This is a genomic window from Candidatus Protochlamydia amoebophila UWE25 (assembly GCF_000011565.2).
GTDB classification, from domain to species: Bacteria; Chlamydiota; Chlamydiia; order Chlamydiales; family Parachlamydiaceae; genus Protochlamydia; species Protochlamydia amoebophila.
This window is the reverse complement of the sequence record NC_005861.2, coordinates 48,168-68,818: the sequence shown is the minus strand read 5'-3', so window position 1 is coordinate 68,818 and position 20,651 is coordinate 48,168. Positions and strand designations below refer to the sequence as shown.

At 34.8% G+C, this 20,651-nt stretch carries 10 protein-coding genes; 4 read left to right on the top strand and 6 right to left on the bottom strand.

What is annotated here, in order from left to right:
- The first annotated feature begins 70 nt into the window (after positions 1 to 70).
- Both PC_RS00205 and PC_RS00200 read left to right on the top strand, forming a co-directional pair.
- Complete coding sequence (locus PC_RS00205) at positions 71 to 3,502, top strand: CHAT domain-containing tetratricopeptide repeat protein (RefSeq protein ID WP_011174591.1); 3,432 nt, start codon at positions 71 to 73, stop codon at positions 3,500 to 3,502.
- 89 nt (positions 3,503 to 3,591) lie between these two features.
- Positions 3,592 to 7,014 (top strand): CHAT domain-containing protein, encoded by a 3,423-nt coding sequence (locus PC_RS00200; protein ID WP_011174590.1) that lies wholly within the window; start codon positions 3,592 to 3,594, stop codon positions 7,012 to 7,014.
- Between the two features lie 596 nt (positions 7,015 to 7,610).
- Here the strand turns inward: PC_RS00200 and PC_RS00195 are convergent.
- Complete coding sequence (locus PC_RS00195) at positions 7,611 to 7,958, bottom strand: hypothetical protein (protein WP_011174589.1); 348 nt, start codon at positions 7,956 to 7,958, stop codon at positions 7,611 to 7,613.
- Positions 7,959 to 8,724: 766 nt separating this feature from the next.
- On the opposite strand from PC_RS00195, the gene PC_RS00190 reads away from it, so the two are divergent.
- Positions 8,725 to 11,586, top strand: coding sequence for a leucine-rich repeat domain-containing protein (locus PC_RS00190; protein ID WP_011174588.1), 2,862 nt, complete (start codon positions 8,725 to 8,727; stop codon positions 11,584 to 11,586).
- 172 nt (positions 11,587 to 11,758) lie between these two features.
- Here the strand turns inward: PC_RS00190 and PC_RS00185 are convergent, their stop codons facing one another.
- Positions 11,759 to 12,700 (bottom strand): M4 family metallopeptidase, encoded by a 942-nt coding sequence (locus PC_RS00185; protein ID WP_011174587.1) that lies wholly within the window; start codon positions 12,698 to 12,700, stop codon positions 11,759 to 11,761.
- Between the two features lie 767 nt (positions 12,701 to 13,467).
- Between PC_RS00185 and PC_RS00180 the strand changes: the two genes are divergently transcribed.
- On the top strand, positions 13,468 to 14,049 hold the full coding sequence (locus PC_RS00180) for a hypothetical protein (protein WP_011174586.1): 582 nt from the start codon (positions 13,468 to 13,470) through the stop codon (positions 14,047 to 14,049).
- A 24-nt stretch (positions 14,050 to 14,073) separates the two neighbouring features.
- Here PC_RS00180 and PC_RS09745 read toward each other — a convergent pair whose 3' ends face one another.
- From PC_RS09745 to PC_RS00165, 4 genes are all read right to left on the bottom strand, one after another.
- A complete protein-coding gene (locus tag PC_RS09745; RefSeq protein ID WP_011174585.1) occupies positions 14,074 to 14,373 on the bottom strand; it encodes a GNAT family N-acetyltransferase in 300 nt (99 codons plus the stop codon).
- Complete coding sequence (locus PC_RS10770; protein ID WP_181679005.1) at positions 14,364 to 14,513, bottom strand: hypothetical protein; 150 nt, start codon at positions 14,511 to 14,513, stop codon at positions 14,364 to 14,366. The genes PC_RS09745 and PC_RS10770 overlap by 10 nt, the downstream gene beginning before the upstream one ends.
- Positions 14,514 to 14,639: 126 nt before the next feature.
- Positions 14,640 to 16,817 carry an ATP-dependent helicase gene (locus PC_RS00170; RefSeq protein WP_044044603.1) on the bottom strand — a complete coding sequence of 726 codons (2,178 nt, stop codon included), beginning with the start codon at positions 16,815 to 16,817 and terminating at the stop codon, positions 14,640 to 14,642.
- Positions 16,810 to 20,472, bottom strand: a complete 3,663-nt coding sequence (locus PC_RS00165) for a bifunctional proline dehydrogenase/L-glutamate gamma-semialdehyde dehydrogenase (RefSeq protein WP_044044602.1) — start codon at positions 20,470 to 20,472, stop codon at positions 16,810 to 16,812. Before PC_RS00165 ends, PC_RS00170 begins: the two co-directional genes overlap by 8 nt.
- Between the last annotated feature and the right edge of the window lie 179 nt (positions 20,473 to 20,651).

The following is a 20,651-nucleotide window of genomic DNA, read 5'->3' as shown; positions in this document are numbered from 1 at the left end:
AGTTATTTATAGTTTGTTTATTTTTTTATAAAAATAGTTTTACTAATTTATCAATCTAAGAATTTGAGCTATGAATGTAGGGTCTCTTGAATCCAATACTTGGTTCAATTTACTTTCTTTCCAAATTTCAGAAATATCTCCTTCAGATCATGTCAAAAGATTGATTGAAGCCTATAACACAAAATTTACTACCGAAGAAAATATAATCCTTAGTGCCAAATGGCTCCTTGAAGAGATCAGTCAATTAGAAGATATTAGTATTAAGCGCGAATGCTTATGTCGTCTGCTAAAAATAGAGAGGGAGGAGATACAAAATTTGATAGTAGAAGAAGCGAAGCCCCTTTTCGATCTTAGAACGTTTTTGTATGATATTCAGCATGATCAAGCTCAACAGTTAATTCAACTTGAAGAAATCACCAGTGAGATTATCGCATCAAAGTTAAGCTTAAATGAACTTAATTTTCTATTTCCTATCTGCATGATCTATCAAGACATCCTAGAGCACCTGTGGTTACTTCCCTATTTTGAATCTAACAATTACTGCTTTAATCTACTTGCCCAAAATAAAAATTTCATTCTAAGCCATATGGAACGATGGAAAGATGGCCTTGATCAATTGGCTAACGAGGAGAAAATTGAATCGTTTATTCCAAAAAATTTAGAAAAGGCTGTTTTAAGGCTTTTCCAACGCTTACCTGAAGCCGTTGCAAAAGACATAGATAGACAAAAATCTGTCATTAACAAAAGCAAGCAAATAACTTCAGACTTTTTAGCAATCATGGCAAAAATTTATAGCGACGAAAAGGATTTTTATCGGGCTATCCTCTATGCAGAAACTCTTTTAAAAATTCTAAGAAAAAAACTTCCGAAAATGCTCCAAAACAAAAATTTGCTTATTTCAATCATGCTGATTAATGAAAAACTTTCAATCTGGAATCAACTTCTTGGGCAGTATGAAAGGACTATTTTTTATAGCACAGAAGCATTGAAAATAGCGCGAGAGTCAGGCGATACTTATAAAGTATTTATTTATTCAAAGGACTTAGGCTTCCTTTACTTCAAGCAAGGACAAGGCGAGCTCGCCCTTTCTTTTTTTACAGAAGCTAGATCTGCAACACAAATTTTAAAAGACTCTAAAAGTGAAAGCCAGATTCTTGCTAATCTTGCGGAAGCTTATCTTTCCCTCAATAAAAATGTAGATGCAATTCGGTGCTATCAAGATGCATTAAATTTAACAGAAAATAAGTCTGAAAAAGCCTTGATATACACGAAGATAGGTCGCGCCCAGGCTCATGCCCAACGTTACCAGTCAGCTAAAGAATCCTATCAAAAGGCGCTTAAGTTCCTTCCACAAGAAGACCTTCTTCTTGCAATAAAAATCCATGGGGATTTAACTGCATTTTTTAATGATTGGGGACGATATGAAGCAGCTATTTTTCATGCTGAAAAAACGTTAGAGCTAACAAAACATCCGTCAGTTCAATTAGATACCTTGGAAGCATTGGATAGTAAATTCCACGGATTAACAGATATTGGAAATTTCTATGGTACTATAGGAGATTATGAAACGGAAATTGATTATCTTACGCAAGCTTTAAAAATCTCTAAGAAATTAAATCCCTCCTTCCTGGGTATCTTGGAAATAGCATATAGCAATCTCGGCAGTGCATATAGTCATGTGAAAAAGTATTCTGAAAGCATAGAATACTATATCAAAGCATTAAAAATAGCAAAAGGGCCCATTACACGAGCTAAGATTTTAACAAATTTGGGAAATATTTTTTATAAATGCGGTATGTATCCTAAGGCAATTGAACAGTATAAAAGAGCTAATGAAATAAGCGATAGTCTAACAGTAAAAGCAAGCCGCCTCAATGGCTTAGGTCTATGCTATGCTGCTATAGGAAACGAAAAAAAGGCAATTCAAACCTTTAAAAATTTTATTTGTTTATCTCAACAATCAGAAAATCGTCGCGGCGAAGGAGCAGGCTATCAAAACTTAGGAACATTATATAGAAAATCTGATGTTAAGCTAGCAGAAAAGAATTTTCGAAAAAGTATCGATATTTATGCTTTATTACATCAAGAATTTAAAAATTATAGTCACTGGCAGATTACCTTTTTTGAAGAGCAGGCAATCTCCCTTTTAAGCCTGGAGAGCCTTTTATTAGAACAGGCTAAAAACGAAGAGGCTTTACAGCTCGCAGATTTTAGACGCTCGCGTGCTTTGGTTTCCGCCCTTACAAAAAAATTTCAATTTCAAAAGAACGATTCATTGTCTTCTGGAGTCACAGCCCAAGAAATGCAAGCTTTTGCCCATAAGATGAATACGTGCTTTATCCTTTATTCGTTTTCTTTCGAGAATAGGGACAATATCATTGTTTGGGTTATTCCTTCTCAAGGGGAAATAATCTGCCAACAACTATCTCTTGGCAATTTGACAGAAGAGATTAAAGAAACAACTTACGTTTTTCAAACGTTTCCTTTTATTGTTGAACCAACGGTTGCTAAAAGAAGACCTTTTCTTCGTCAACAAAGAACTCGTAGTTCGCTTACGTATGCTTTTTTAGATGAGCTAACCCGAGGGGATTCCAATGAGAGTACAAACCCTGCTGTTTTGCAATCTTTTAAAGAACGCCTTTCTCTGTGGTATGAAGCTCTCATTGCTCCGCTTGAATCCTATCTCCCCAAAGATCCCCAGCAAGTCGTCACCATTATTCCCGACGGATTTCTCGCTCAAATTCCCTTCGCTGCTTTTTTAGATAAAGAGGGAACCTATTTGATTGAAAAGCATCCCATTTCCATTGCTCCTTCCATAGGAATACTCAAATTATTAGACGAAATTCCTAAAGATTTCTCAAAAAGCTCTCTCGTGATTGGTAATCCTACAACACCTCAATCAAAAGACTCATTACCATTGGCGGAAAAAGAAGCTCAAACGATTGTCGCTCCTCTGCTTAAAACAACTCCGGAAAAAATTCTTTTACAAGACAGCGCTACTGCGCAGCGCGTTTTAGAGGGGATGTTAAATGCGCGTTGGATTCATTTTGCCTGTCATGGATCGACAGGCACAAAACCCGAAGAAAAAATCGATTCCCATTCCGTTTTTGAAGGGCTTTTTAAGCTAGCTCCCGAACAAGAGAATTCTAATGGCTATCTCCATGCGCAAGAAATTGCGTCGCTGACTCTTCGTACAGAGCTGGTTTTTATGAGTGCTTGTTTCTCTGGTAGAGGCAAGCTTCACAGAGAAGGAAGCGTTGGTCCCGTCTGGTCCTTTCTTGCCGCAGGCGCTTTGTCAACAATCGCAACTTATTGGCGTCTGCCGGATAGTGATTTAACCCTTCAGATGGTCGACATATTTTATCGCCATCTTTTAGGCATAGAAGTGGAAAAACTCAATAAGGCCCAAGCCTTGCAAAAAGCCATGCTGTTGGCCATTGAGCAAAAACGAGAAAAGCCTCATCTATGGGGAGCTTTTTTCTTATCGGGACTACATGAATAAATAATTAAAAACTGTTAGTCAAATTAAAACTTGACTATTTCTCTCAACAAAATAAAAATATTTTCAATATTTTTTTAAGGAATTGAGCTATGCATGTAGATTCAGTTAAATTTAGCACTCCCTACGAACTTCACTATCCTCTTCTTCCTACAATATCCCTATTAGATTATGTAAAAGGCTTAATTGAGGTATATAAAACAAAATCCAATTCCAAAGAGAATATCATTCTCAGTGCAAAATTGGTTATCGAAAAGGTAAACAAATTGACAGATATTGGTGCCAAGCGTGAATGTTTATGTCGCATGCTAAAATTAGAGATCGAAGAAGTACAAAATTTGATAGGACAAGAGGTAACGCTTCTCTTTGATTGGGAAACATTTTATTATGATATTCAGCACAATCAAGCTCAACACCTCATTCAACTTGAAGCAATCGTTAGTGAAATCATAGAAGTAAAATTAGAATCCAATGAAATTAATTTTATACAAGATATTTGCACGATCTATCAAGGGATCTTAGAGCACTTGTGGTTGCTCCCCTATCTCGAATTTGGCAATCACTGTGCTAACCTCCTTATTCAAAATAAAAACGCCATTCTAAGTAAGATGGAGCGCTGGAAAGACAGTTTTGATCAATTGGCTAGCGATAAGAGAATTAGTCGTTTTATTCCAAAAAATTTAGAGAAGGCCGTTTTAAGGCTTTTTGAGCCCTTACCTGAAGCTGATGCAAAAAAAATTGAGGAACAAAAATCTGTCATTCATAAATGCGGAGAAATGACTTTAAGGATTATAGAAATCATGATGAAAGTTTGCAGCGACCAAGGAGATTTCCCTCGCGCCATTTTCCATGCAGAAGTTTTTTTAAAACTTTTAGGACAGGGACTTTCAGAAATGAAGGAAGAAAGGCTTGCTCCAATCATGCAGATTAATAAACAACTTTCAATCTGGAATCAACTGCTTAGGCAATATCAAAAAGCTATTTCTTATAGCGAAGAAGCCCTGAGAATAGCGGAAGCATTAGGCGATTCTTATAAAATATCCATTTATTCAAAATATATAGGCTCCCTTCACGTGAAGCAAGGACAAGATGATTGCGCACTTCCTTTTTATAGTAAAGCTCAAACTATTGCCGAAACGCTACAAGATCTTAAAAGTAAAAGTCAAATTCTTACTGATCTTGCAGGCGCTTATCTTGACATCAATAAAAATGATGAGGCGTTTTCATGTTCTCAAGCTGCATTGAGTTTGACAGAAAATAATGCTGAAAAAGCCTGGATTTACACCGGGATCGGTCGCGCTTATGCTAATGCCCAGCAGTACAAGGAAGCTAAACAGGCTTATTACAAGGCACTTGAATTTCTTCCCCAAAGCGACTTGTTTCTCGCAATAAGAATTCATGAAAACTTGGTTGGCTTTTTTAATGATTTTGGCCGATATAAAAAAGCTATTTCCCAGGCTGAAAAAATCTTAGAGCTAATTCAGCATCCATCAATTCAAGAAGAGAATTTAGAAGCACTTGAGCATAAATTTAATGCGTTAATAGCTGTTGGAAGCATTTATGGTACTATTGGAGATTATCCAAGAGAAATTGATTATCAAAAGCAAGCTTTAGAGATTAATGAGAAATCAATTTTTTTTCCACAGTTTTTAGAAATAGCATATAGTAATCTTGGTAATGCATATTGCCATGATAAAAATTATCTTGAAGGCATAAAATATTATAGAAAAGCATTAGAAGTAGCAGAAGAGGCCCTAATACAAGCTAAAATTTTAGTAAATTTGGGACATGCTTTTTTTTTCCTCGGTAGATTTCCTAAGGCACTTGAGCTGTATAAAAAAGCCAATACGATTGATAATCCAAAAGTAAAAAAAGACAGCTTTTATGGCTTAGGTCTATGCTATGATGCTATGGGAAATACAAAAAAGGCAATAGACTGGATTGAAGAATGTATTTGTTTATCTCAACAGTCTGAAGATCGCCTTAACGAAGCGATGGGATACCATAACTTAGCCGAATTATATAAAAAATTTGATCTTAAGTTAGCAGAGGAGAATTATCGCAAAAGTATTGCTGTTTATGCTGTATTGCATCAAGAGCTTAAAAGACACAACCAGTGGCAGATTACTTTTTTTGAAGAGCAAGCGGGGACATTTTTAAGCTTGGAGAGACTTTTTCTAAAACAAGGTAAAACTGATGACGCCTTGCAAATCACAGATTTTAGACGTTCACATGCCTTGATCTCCGCTCTGACAGAAAAATTTAAATTTCAAAAGGATGACTCTTTAATCTCTTCAGGACTCACAGTCCAAGAAATGCAAGCTCTTGCCCACAAGTTGAACACTTGCTTGATCGTTTATTCTTTTGCTTCCAAAAGCACAGACTGTATCACTGCTTGGATTATTCCTCCGCAGGGCGAAATCATCTGCCAGCAGCTTCCTATTGGAATTTTAACAGAAGAGGTCCAAGAATCAACACAGGTTTTCAAAAAGTTTCCTTTTATTGTTGAGCCAACAGTTGCTAAAAGAAGACCTTTTATTCGTCCGAAAAAAACGCGTAGTTCCGCTACGTATACTTTTCTAGATGAGCTAACCCGAGGAGATCCAGATGAGAGTACAAACTCTGCTGTTTTGCAATCTTTTAAAGAACGCCTTTCTCTTTGGTATGAAACCCTCATTGCTCCACTTGAATCCTATCTCCCCAAAGATCCTCAGCAGGTCGTGACGATTATTCCTGACGGATTTCTTGCTCAAATTCCCTTCGCTGCTTTTTTAGATAAAGGGGGAAAATATTTCATAGAAAAACATCCCATCTCCATTGCCCCTTCTATGGGAATACTCAAATTATTGGATGAAATTCCTAAAAATTTTTCAGAAAATTCTCTCGTCATTGGTAACCCTACAACACCCCATTCAAAAGACGCATTACCATTGGCGGAAAAAGAAGCTCAAGCAATTGTTGCTCCTCTCCTTGCAACAACTCCGAAAAGAACCCTTTTACAAGAAAATGCCACAGCCCAGCGTGTTTTAGAAGGGATGGTGGATGCGCGTTGGATTCATCTTGCCTGTCATGGGTCAACAGGCGCAAAGCCAGAAGAAAAACTCGATCCTCATTCCGTTTTTGAAGGGCTTTTTAAGCTTGCTCCGGATGAAGAGCATATTCAAGGATATCTCCATGCACAAGAAATTGCGTCGCTGACTCTTCGTACAGAACTGGTTTTTATGAGTGCTTGTTTCTCTGGTAGAGGCAAGCTTCACGGAGAAGGAAGCGTTGGTCCCATCTGGTCTTTTCTTGCCGCAGGTGCTTTGTCAACGGTCGCAACTTATTGGCAACTACCGGATAGCGATCTGACGCTTCAGATGGTTGACACATTTTATCGACATCTTTTGGGCATAGAAACGAAAAAATTAAACAAAGCGCAAGCTTTGCAAAAAGCTATGCTAGTGGGCATTAAGCAAAAACGAGAAAAGCCTCACTTATGGGGAGCTTTTTTCTTATCAGGACTAATCGAATAAACAATTAGAATCTACTTATTAAAAGATTAGCCACCTAGTAAATAGCTAATCACCAACTAAATTAAATTTGTCCCTATTCGAGAGCAATAATTTTTGACTTTACATATAAGCAAACTTTATTGAGTTGGATAGTCTAGATTTTTGGAAACGTTGTTTTCATTAAACCTTAGAAAGGATAATTAATTGGTTTTATACGACTGGAAAATATGCGCTAGATATGTTTGTGGGTAAAGCTATTCTTAAAGGAATTATGGCGATTAAAAAATTAAAATATGTCAATCGAATATGCAATCTAGAAACAATGGTTATCTCTAATGCTAATAAAGAAAACAATTGTTTCCGCTTCTTTAAAGCATGTATCTGAGTAAAAAATTTAAAAAAAATACAAATCTATTTTAACTAATTTATATGCAAAACTTGACGTCTGAATTTAGTCGCAGCGTAATACTGCAGGTGATTTACAAAATAATTTCGTTAAATACTTCCTCTATTATTTCAACTTTACTCACAACAAGTTTTAAAATGGATACAAGAGCAAACAGAAAAGCCTAATGACTTTAGCCCTGTTTATGGTTAACGAATTCAGTACCGATTTTTCAACGAAAGTTATAGTTAATTATAGAATATAAAACAGATAATCCTGCAAATATAGCAACACCAGTTTGAGCAATAAGTTTTAAACGATACATGGCAATAATAGTGATTGTATTTACAATCAAACTTGTAACTGCATAAGCACGATTAATAGAAACTCTCGCGCAAAAACCTGTTTTATAACTAAAAAGAGCATGACATATTGAAAGCGACACATCAGCAATTTTAGAAACAGCAAAAATGAGGGCACACATTTTTGGAGAAGTATTTGCAACTTTACCATAAATGTATCCAGCAGCTGCCCAAGCAGGAACGGTAATGTGTAATATAGACGTATTCCCAGGACCCATAGTAGCTTCCTCTATTTAAATACTTTAAATAATAACAATCAAAATTTATTAAAGCAATTTTTTTAATATTTCCGCGTTCAATAGCTTTTGCATATCTTGAAATTGAACGAAAGCTAGGATTCTAAAAGCAGCTCAGCTTTCAAAAGATTGGATTAGCTAAAATGCCTGCGTGCGCGTTAATTTTGGAGGATTACCGCGCTATGTATCGAAGGCATTTATTTAAGCCCAGATCAATATGATGACTTGTCAAAGGTGTTAGAAGAAATAACCCGCCATCTGGTCAATACAGAGAGTCATTTAAGATTAGGTTGCTAAATCAAAAACAAAAGAGGTTATTTATATCCCCCTACAATTGATGGGATGGAAAGAAAAATACAAGTTTCTTAAGCAAAAGACTATAAGGTAAAAAGCTGTGAAGTTTTACTTGTTCTTATTTGCCTATTTTCTTTTCCTGTTTTGACTTTTGTGAACTTTTAAAAATATTTTTTGCATAAAAAAACCTATCTTTAAAATCTTATTTCAAATATTTGAATGCAAGTAGCAGCTATTATGCATGTTTGCTAGAAAATCTCTTTTTTATCACAACAACTCTAACGAAGCTATAAGGGTCTTGGATACACAGAGAGAACGTCTTAAATTTGTTACTTTTTATATTTTAAACGATTAATTTTTAATTACAAATTAATTTGTAAAAATTTCGCATGTGTATTGTTTTGTTTTTTAAATAAGTAATTTATAAATCATACAACTAATTTGGATGGAAATTTTGAATAAAGTTAATCACAACCTTAATCCTACTACTCTCATAGCCTTTTCAGACAATCATGATTACCAACAATCCAATAAAGCTTTAAAATTTTCTAGCCGGATTAATTTATTATGCAAAACAATTTTTCAAACTTTGTTACATTTAATATTTGACTGTTTCGATAAAAATCAGCTTCGATCTCAATGGAAAAAGATTGTATGGGATCAAAAAAAAAGTGTCATTTCTAAGAATGTTATCATACGTCCAAGATCTGATGTATCTTTACCAAGTACAAATTTAATTCCCCCATTATCATCCAGTTCTTTAATGAAAACGAATGCTTATCTAACGACCTTGGATAGCGAATTAGCACAATTTTGCAAAATCTTTGAAATTTACAACACAAGGATTATCAGCCTAGCAGAAAAGAACCTTCACATATTGCCTAGTTCTTTTGGAAATTTAAATCAACTTAACCATCTAGATCTTACAAATAACCAACTTCAAACCCTACCCAATTCTTTCGAAAACTTAACGAATCTTCGGTCTCTTAATCTTTGTAATAATCAGTTCAGCGAGATTCCAGATTGCCTTTTCCGTTTACCATCCGCCTGTGATATTAATTTAAAAGAAAATCCTTTAAGCCAAGAAATACTTGATCAATTAAATCAAAGAGTGAATCAAACAAATTATCAGGGACCTAAATTTCAGGTATCCAGTCCAACACCTAGCTTTTGCAGTGAACTTATGGATCAGATTATCCCGAGATCCGAACCTATATTATTAGATGACGCACTAGCACAATTTTGTAGATTTTTTGAAATTCATGATACTAGTATGATCAGCCTAACAGAAAAGAACATTCAATTATTGCCTAGTTCTTTTGGAAATTTAATAAATCTTTTCTTCCTAAATCTTATAAATAATCAACTTCAGACACTGCCAGATTCTTTCGGAAACCTAACAAATCTTCAATTTCTTTATTTATACAATAATAAACTCGAATTGCTCCCTACTTCTTTTGGAAATTTAAACCAACTTAACAAACTCAATCTGGCAAATAACCAACTTCAAATATTACCTCAATTTTTTGGAAATCTAACAAACCTTACTAAACTTTATCTTAACAATAACAAACTCGAATTGCTCCCTACTTCCTTTGGAAAATTGACTCAACTTAAAAAACTTCAAATTGCTTATAATCAACTTCAATCGCTACCCGAATTGTTTACAAATCTGATCAATCTTCAAACGCTTGATCTGAATAATAACAATCTTCGAACGTTACCTGACTCTTTTGGAAATTTAAATCGGCTCCACGTCCTAAACCTGAGCAATAATCAACTGCAAGTCCTACCCCATTCTTTTGGAAATTTAACTCAACTTAGAGATCTTCACATTGCCTATAACCAGCTTCAATCGTTACCTGGGTCGCTTACAAATCTGGTCAATCTTCAAACGCTTGATTTGAATAATAACAATCTTCAAACATTGCCTAATTCTTTTGGAAATTTAAATCAAATTAACTACCTAAACCTTGCAAATAATCAATTTCATTCACTTCCAGAGTCTTTCGGAAACCTAACAAAACTTCAATGTCTTTATTTGTATAATAATCAAATTCAAATATTGCCTGAAACATTTTCAAACTTAATCAATCTTACTGAACTTCATCTTAACTACAATCAACTTCAAACATTACCTGAAACATTTACAAACTTAACAAACCTTCGAAATCTTAACCTTACTGGAAATAATTTTGAGACTATTCCTGAATGCCTTTTCCATCTATCATCTGAATGCGAAATTTATTTAGAAGCCAATCCTTTAAGTCGAGAAATACTTGATCAATTAAATCGAAGGACAAGCCAATCAAACTATCAAGGGCCAAGATTTCATGTATCAATTTATACCCCTAGCTTTCATAATAATCAGACTAATCAAATTTTTCTAAACTTTGAATCAATCTTAAAAGAATGGTGTAATAAAAATTGCCAAACCAAATTACTGTCTAATTTACCTCAAACAGCCAAAAACAATCTCTTAAATTGGTTTTCAAGGGTAAAAAGCACTCCTTTTTATACCTCCAATCCACAAGCCGCTAAAGAAAAAATTTCTTCTTTTCTTGATTGGATGGCAAACGAAAATAATTTAGATTATTTGCAAGTGGCTTATCAAATTTTGGCCGATGCGACAAGTACATGTGGAGATCGTATGGCAACAAGTGTAAATGAGCTGATGCTTCATATGCGATTATGCCAGAGTCAAAATTTAAGCCCTGAGGAATTAAAAACATTGATTATTGGTTCAGCCAGATTAAATAAACTATTTAAGATTGCGCAAAAAACATCTGCTTCCCAAAGAATGACCGATCCTATCGAGGTTCATCTGTGCTATCAAATTCATTTAAAAGAGGCTTTAGAATTACCGATTGAAACAAATTCTATGCTTTATGAAAGGATGGCGTGCTTATCCGAGCAAAATATTCAAATAGCTAAAGAACGTATTTTAAGGAAAACCTCAACATTTGAACAGCAAACAAACATTTTAATGGCTAGTTCATTTTGGATGAACGCAGTTAAATCACAACTCAGTACATCTCATATTGAAAAATTACGGGCCTTTTATAACCTAAATTTAAACTCCAATGATTCGCAATTTATCACTATCGACTCTCTTTTAAATAAAATTGAGTTTGAATCGCGTCAATCCATTTATGAGCAACTTGCTGAACTTTGTGAGCAAGTCAAGGCAAATAAAATGAATGAGATTGATATTGAAGATGGGGAAGCCGTCTCTGCTTATTTTTCACAATTTCACATCAATGAAAAAACAATTTGGAATCCAGCATATATTGCAACCTTAGCTTTCCTCAGCTAATATTTTCTGTGAATATAAATAAAATTTATGGAGCTTTTAAATGAGTTTATTTTATGTAAAATGATTCACTTAATTTTTTTCTTGTATTGGTGTTACATATCTACTAATGGAATTCTTATTTTAATAAAAATAATGCTCAATTATACGAATTTGAAATTAAATATTTTAAAACTTACGAACTCATCATTGGTATTTGTGGTGTGAATAAAACACCTACAGCTGACCAGGCTTGAAAAATTATACGTGACATACCAAATTCACTAGCTTTCCTTATAGTTCTGTGAGCAAATGATGCAAAAGTTTCATCGCTTTTTAGTGTCGTGTCCTGAGCAGCTTTAAACCAAATTTGAGCAATGATCCCCCATGTTCTACCACCTTCTAATTGGTTTGCTAGATAAAAAGCATAACTTGGAATACAGCTATTATTATGTACATAGCCATAATCATTTTCTTTTACATATATAGGAAAATTATGTTCATTAAGGTTTACTTTGTAATTTCGGGGTATTTTAGATGGAATAGATAAATCGCGAAGGCTTCCAATCCACCATGTTTTAGAACTTTGTAAATTTTTTTCATCGATCAACCAGTGTTTAAAAGCGATTCCAAATACATCTGCTAACGATTCATTCAATGCACCTGATTGTCCCTGATAATTAAGTTTGTTGTAAATAACGGCGTGAAAGTATTCATGAGCAACAACTTCTTCTGTTACTGCAAAGTTATCATTAAAATTAAACCAACTTATCTCATTGATATTTAAAGTAGGGCAACTCCACAAAGCATTCTTTTCTTGCCAATTGATGTAAAGATCAGTAATAGTACCTTGACCCTCAATTCCTCTTAATCCAAAAACATCCTCAAAAAATTCGTAAACTTTCTTTACGGTGCTATAAAGTTTTGCAGCGACAGGATCTATGGAAGTTGCACCTTGATTATTTTTACAAACTTCTCGCCCATAATACATGGTGTAAATTTTAATATTCGGCTCAGGATAATCCCATTCTATTCCGTAATGAGATTTTATTTGTTCCATGCTATTAGGATTTGAATAAGGTCGTCGTGGTGGATTAGAAGAATAATTTTGCCTAAAAGGAAACTCTGAAAAGTTCATATGTATTACTCCACCATTTTATAATTATTTTTATAAAATGGAACTATATTTTAATGAATTATTTTTATTAAACTTGCATATATGTTATTTTTTAAAAAATTTATTTTATTATTTAATTTAAAACATTTTCATATATCAACAAAAATAAACTTTATCACTAGTTGAGTTATTAATCCACAACTCAAAGAAAAAGCATTCAGCTCCTTTGTATTTCTCTTGTTCAAAAAATTAAGTTTATGAAATATACTTTTAAAATTATAAAAATAATTATAAATGCTTAGAAAGCGATATTTGAATATAAAAAAGTGCTAACAGGAAAGAATCAAAACAACCGTTTAAAAGCAATGATCTAAAAATGTTTTCTACCCTGTTTATTCTAAAGTTTTAGAACCTGTACGCCAAGTTTCAAATCTAGGAAATTTTGCCAAGGTCTGCCAAAATTAATCAGTATCAGGTCTTATTAATTATATTAAAGCGAGATAAGTTTGATTATTTGTTTAGCCATAAAAAGGCTTTTCCCTAGTTTTAACTAGTTACAATTTAATTTACGTCATAGTTTTCTTAACCCCATGCACATATTAAATAATCTTGAAAAAAGTACAAAACCGAGAAAAGTTTGTAAGGCTAATGGGTAGTTTTCCACGATGTAGTTCATTACATTATTTTTTAAATGAAGAGAAATTACTACACTGTAAAATTTTTATTTGACATATTCATATTTAGTAGGCAAAAAAAAGTTTTTATAAACATGATCATTTGGGGGTTTTATGCACATCGCTTATTTTTCTAAGAAAATTTTTTATGTTGGTTTACAACTAACCTTAGTAACGATCACTTCCCTTTACGGGAATTCTTTACCTTCCACGATTGTCCCTAACCCACAAAATTCTAATGCTTCTTCAGCGCCGCAAAACATTCCACGTTATGAGCGAGAAGAAATTGCTTTTGCAGATCGGAATGAAGATAAAACCCTTTATGAGAAAAATTTAAACTTAGGAAATTGGGATTACAAAGAAAACTGGCGTTATGATAAGCAAGCTTTTTATAATGGAGAAACACAATCGGATGCCTATGATCAAAGGCATCCAGGTCTACGTGGAATAGGCTATGATGCGACTGATCGTTCAACATATCACCCTCAATATGAAAAAAATAGTAATTGCACAGCTCCTACTTATCGAGAAGGATATTATAAAAGAGCGCCTCAAGAAGATGGGAACAATTATTGTGCACAGCCTTCAAATAAAGGTTACTCAGACCAATCAGCTTACCCATACAGTACGACACAAAATTTTGACTCACGAACCAATCAATACACCAATCCCTCAGATAACTTTTATCAGCAATAACCTTTATTACAACCGATAAGCATTTTAATGGCTAGTCGATGTTGAACTAACATCGACTAGCCATGCTATAAATATGCATAGGTAGTCCATGAAAGATTGTTTCTTTCCAAAAAGCCATCCCGCTCGCTTAGCAACTCCAAGGCTACGAAAGTTTTGAGGATCAATAATTGAGATTAATTTTTTAATTCCTAATTGATCAAATGCATATTGGCACACAGCCAATACGGCTTCTGTTGCCAATCCTCTGCCCCAATAATTAGGGTGAAAGCGATACCTTAGTTCTATTAATTGTTCTTGTTCAATGGATTGGTTAATTAACCCCACAAATCCGCCAAATTGACAATCTTTTTTTTCTCAACGGCATATAGACCATATCCATATTGAGTATAATGATCGAGTATTCGCTTTTGCAAATAAACTTGAGCCTTTTCTTTTGCTATAGGGCCACTCAGCGAAAACTGCATAACTCTGGATCTGCCATCAAATAGGCAAAAATGTGGAGATCAATTGTAAATTGCCTCAAAATAAGCTGTTTTGTTTTTAACTCCATTCCCCTAACAATAATTCCTCTGTTTGTAACAGCTTAATAGTTATACTCTGTTTAAAACGGCATATTTTGCCACGAGAGTTTTGACACTATTGTCTTTTGTAAAAAAAATTTTATATGTTAACCCCATCGAGCCTTCATAAGCCTCCTTGATTTGCCCAATTCCAAAATCTTTATGAAAAATTGTATCGCTGGGAGCAAAAATTTCGCCGCTAGGAAGCGGTTTTTCCACATACGTAACACGTTCTTTTTGCTGATTTTGTAAAGCATGCTTAGAAATTATTTGGGATTGTTGACATTTTTCTAGATATTCTGAGGGCAGCTCTTTAAGAAATCGACTTGGCCTTTGAAAGCGAAGATTTCCCCATAAATACCTGGTATGACAGAAGCTCAAGTAAAGATATTCTTTTGCTCTTGTAATACCCACATAACAAAGACGCCGTTCTTCTTCCACATCTTCACGGTTATTTTTAGAATTCACATGAGGAAATAAATCTTCTTCTAGCCCAACTAAAAATGTAGTAGTAAATTCAAGACCTTTGCCATTGTGGATAGTCATCAAACTTAAACGTTCGACAGCTTGATTAGCTTCATCTAAACTTGATTTTAGAGAAAGTTCTTCTAAAAAGGCCTCTAATGAAGGATCTGTCGCAGAAATTTCCCATTCAACAGCTTTAGTAATCAATTCATCCAAGTTCTCTCTACGGTCTTCGTAGGACTCTTTATCTTCCATCAAATAGTTCAAATATTTTGTTTTTTCAATCGCTGCTAAAACAAGTTCTCGTACAGACCCAGCTTTACTTAAAGTACGTAGTTCTTGGACAATTGCTAAATACTCAGTTAAACCTTCTCTCTGCTTGGCTGTTAATCGAACAATAGATTTCATGGGAGTATTTTTTAATAATGCCTCGCAAAAAGCGTAAATCGTCATTCTTTCTTCATTAGCGCTCTGCCGAATTTTTTCAATTGTCGTTTCTCCTAGGCCTCTTTTAGGTAAATTAATTGTTCGAGCAAAGGCTACAAAATCTGCACCAGATTGCGCAAAACGCAAAAATGCCAAAATATCTTTAATTTCACGCCTTTGATAAAAAGAGATCCCCCCCACAATGACATAGGGTATTCCACGATAAAGCAAGTAGTCTTCAAAAACCCTTGATTGGGCATTCGTTCGATAAAAAATTACCATTTCACTGAGTGAGATCTGATGTTCTTTGTGATGATAAGAAATCTGCGAAGCCACAAATTCAGCTTCAGCTCGATCATCATCTCCAATAAAGAGTTTAACTTTCTCACCAGCACCCAGTTCACTCCATAATTCTTTCTCAAAACGATTCGTATTATGACTGATTAAAGCGTTAGCAGCATTTAAAATATTGGTACGGCTACGATAGTTTTGCTCTAATTGGATAACTTTAGCACCTGGATAATCTCGCTCAAAATTTAAAATATTCTGAACATTTGCTCCTCTCCAAGAGTAAATAGATTGATCAGGATCACCGACAACGAATAGATTACGTCTTTTTTCTACAAGCAAGGTCGTCATGGTATATTGAACAGCATTAGTATCTTGATATTCATCAATTAAAACAAAGGGCCAGCGATCTTGGTAATAATTAAGAACAGAGGGATATTCACGCCAAATTTTAGCTGTTAAAAAAAGGAGATCATCAAAGTCAACTGCTTGATACTCTTGAAGCTTTTTTTGATAAAGTGCATAGACATGAGGAAAGGCTTCATCAAAATCGGAAGTTACCTCTTTATCATAGTGTGGATTAGGTTGTTGCAACATATTTTTCGCTTGAGAGATCATTTGGCGAAAAGGCTTGGCATCTACTTTTTTGTCTTGCCAATTCAGTTCCATTAAACAGGCTTTGACTAATTTATTAACATCTTCTTCGTCATAAATTGTAAAATCACGTTGATATCCCAATACATGAATGCTTTCCCGTAAAATTTTTGCTCCTAAACTATGAAATGTACAAATGAGAACATGATGTTGAGTCAACTTACAAACGCGTTCTCTCATTTCTTGAGCGGCTTTGTTTGTAAATGTTACTCCTAAAATATTAGAAGGAGAAATTCCGTTTTCTATCAAATTAACAATTCTAGAGGTAACAACACGCGTTTTTCCAGATCCCGCCCCCGCTAATACTAATACTGGACCTTCTAAGGTTGTCACAGCATCTTTTTGCTCTTTATTTAAATTAAATAAATTATCCATCACAACAACAAGCTCCACAAGGTAAACAGGTTTTTCCTTTATGACCGGGTAATGGATGTCTATATTCTTTTTCTCGCTCGGCAAGGTTTCCATACCTGTGATAATCAAAACTTAAACTTACTTCTCTTAAAAAATGAAGAAGTTCTAATCGTCCATTGGCCATTACTTCCCCTCTATTTAAATGACAAGCTGCATTCGCTAAAGTATTTTCTAAAGATTTAGAGAAAGGGCTTAACACACGCATTCTTTTGATCTCACCTCGCTCTAATCTTTCGATAAAGGTCGATTCAGCCTCCAATTTAAAAGAAATGAAAGGAGGTAAACGTAAAGACTGGAATTTTTGGTAAGTCTCTTGATTATCTGTACTCAACATTAAAGGGGTAGAACAAATAATAGAGGCTGCTATCAAACGTAATAAGTCTACTAAACGATCAGGTGATTGTACCCTAACCGAAATTTGATTATGCGGGCGATAAGTTTGTAAATTATCTTGCCCTCTAACTAAACTAGGATCATGAGATCGAGAAAAATATAAATCATAATAGAAAGCATAATTTTTCATACTTAAACTAAAAATTTCATATTCTTCGGAACTCAAATACTTTAGTCTCTGAACATTTTTTAGAAATGCCAGAGGCATTTCTTTTAACTCTTTTTGCTCTGTAGGTAAGTTTTTTTGAGAAGTTTGCATAAACTGCACTAGATAATTAGGACCTCCAGCTTTCGATCCTTTTCCAAAACTGCTTTCTTTACACCCTCCAAATGGTTGTCTTTCAACAATAGCTCCTGTCATAGTCCTATTAATATAACAATTCCCTGCCTCTATTTTTTGAAACCATTGCTTCTGCTCTCTTTCATCTAGGGTATGAATACCTGCTGTTAAACCGTAGCCTGTTTGATTCATCATGTGTAAGGCTTCATCGAAATTTTCTGCTCTTACAAGCCCCAAAACAGGTCCAAATAACTCTGTATTATAGGTAAAATTCCCTGGTTTTACACCAAGCTTAATTCCCGGACTCCACAGATAAGGATTTTGAGGATCTTGCTTAGGTTGTACAAGCCATTCTTCCCCTTCCTCTAACTGCGTTAAACCACGTAACAGATTGGGGTTAGCTTCACGAATTAAAGGATTAACTTTAGATTTTAATTTCCACGGGGAACCGATTGATAAACTTTCTACAGAATCTTTTAATTGCTGACGAAAGTGAAGATTATCATAAGTCTCTGCTTCTACAATAGCCAAACTACATGCGCTACATTTTTGTCCTGCATGACTAAACGCCGATTGAACCAAATCTTTAATCGCTAAATCACGATCAGCCATAGAGGTTATAATCATTGTGTTTTTACCACCCGTTTCGGCCATTAAATCCAAATCTGCCCTTAAGCGTAAAAAAAGTTTTGCAGTTTCTGTCGCACCAGTTAAGACAACTGCATTCACTCGAGAATCTTGAATTAAGGCGCTTCCCACAGGTTCATCTTCGCAAACAACAAATTGTAACACTTGCTGGCTAATTCCCGCCTCCCAAAAAATTTGAGCTAAATGCCAACAAACTAAAACAGACTCAAAAGCAGGTTTTAAAATTACCGTATTGCCAGTAACTAATGCTGCTAAAATACCGCCAGCCGCTATCGAACATGGAAAATTCCAAGGAGGAGCAATGACAACAACACCTTTAGCACTCCACTTGACATCTTCCAAATACATCCATTCTAATAAATTGAAGCGATAATAATTAGCAAAATCGATCGCTTCGGAAACTTCTATATCTGCTTCAATCAATGTTTTAGCCGTATCAGCAATCATAGCTCCAATCAAATCAGCACGATGCAGCTCTAAACCTTGCGCTATTTTTATTAATAAATTGGCCCGTTCTTGAGAAGTTGTCGCAGACCATTTTAAATAAGCATTTTGGGCAGCGTCTAAAGCTTCATCAACTTGTTCTTTGGAAGCTAACGCATAGCGATACAAAATTTTTCCAGGAAAAGAGGGATCTTCTCCAATTCCCCAGCGATTTTCTGAAGTATAGTGGAAGCCATTAATGACTAAAGGAACATCTGGATGTTTTTTATTTTTCCATTGATCAATAATTATTTTCGCCCATTGGCGATTGTGAGATAATGACCAGTCAGTATCTGCCACATTTTGGAAACATTTTCGTTGATTGAGCAAACGATCTTTATGCAATCTATTTTGTAAACGCCTAGGTTGATCGGAAACTTGTTCGTAATTTTGACAAGCTTGTTTAAACAAATGAACTTGATTATTCCAATCATCAGTGCCAGGCCTTAAATCAAAAGCATGTCGTAAGAAGTTTTCAGGAGCTGTATTTTCATCTAAACGTCTGACAAGATAAGCAACGGCGCTTTGAAATTCTTCTTTAGTGGCAGTTGGGCAGTAAAGAAGCATGTCATCTGCTAAAGTTTGAACAACTCGTCGAATATGATCAGCCATTCCCTCCAGCATTTCAAAGCAGACTTCTTTTTCAACGTGATTTTCAGAACGGAGTAATAAAGCATAAGCGATATCAAATAAATTATGACTAGCAATCCCTAAATGAGCTGCCTGAGCACGTTGAAACTCGCATCCATACGTGACCATTCGTTTATAATTTGCATCTACATCTGCTTTAGTTGTGTAAGGAGCCTGTGGCCATAAACGAACAGCGGATTCAAATTGCTCCATCGCTAAATTAGCACCTTTTACAAGGCGGATTTTGATAGGAGCTCCCATCCGATTAACTCTTTGCATCGCCCACTGCGTTAGCTCTTGTTGAATTAAAAAGGAATCGGGTAAATAGCTTTGCAAAACAATTCCGCCTTGATATTGAAAAAACTCAGGCTCATCTAAAACTTTTTTAAAAAGTGCGACTGTTAGGTTTAAGTCTCGATATTCTTCCATATCTAAATTAACAAATTTCGATATGACTTCACCCGTTGCTCGTCTATATTTATTTTTAATTGCTGCTCGATACAATAAGCGAAGTCTTTCAGATAAAATTTCTAACGTTTCTTCCCAAGCCAGTAAATGGATTTGGCTATAAATAGTAGAAATTTTAATAGAAATATACTCGATCAAAGGATTTGCTAAATCATCCAGATAAATTTGCAAACGACGCCTGGCTTCATCTTCTCCTAAAATTGCTTCACCTAGATGATTAAGATTAATTCTTACTCCCTCTTGACACCTCTTTTTCATGTGTTTAGCAAACGCTTGAGGCTCTCCTGGTAAAATAATATGCCTTGTTTCTTTCTGAATCAGTCGAATAGTAATAGGAACTGCTAAAGAAGAGAGAATTTTACCAACTAGGCTAAAAGCTTTTAAGGCTAGTCGTTTTTTATCCGATAAGTAGATGGGGATTCCATATTTGTGAATGACTTGCGCAAGCTGATCAGCCACTCTACTATTTTGAAGACTTCTAAAACACTGGTCTGTTAAGACGGTTGTAAAAATCTTACCAACGGAATCGTTCATCATTCCAGCAAGTTCTGCTTGTTGCCTTTTTTCAACTTTTGTTTGAATATATTGCGCCTCTTTTAACATTTTAGCTGCTAACGAAATCGCCAGATCTTGCCTTTCTTGTAATGAAAGTTTTTTTCCTTTGACTGAATGAATTTGAAATAAGGCATTTTCAATCAAAGAAGACTTTTTCATGTTCTAACCCAGGTTTGATAGAGGATTAATTGATCCTTTTGCAACGCAAAACCAAGCGCTCTTTATAACAAACTTATCTCTTTAAAAAAAGCGTTTCGTATACTGAATTATTTCCAATGTACTTCTTAACCCATTACCTGAAAATTTGTAGTGAAAATGGTGTATGCAACCAACAAATG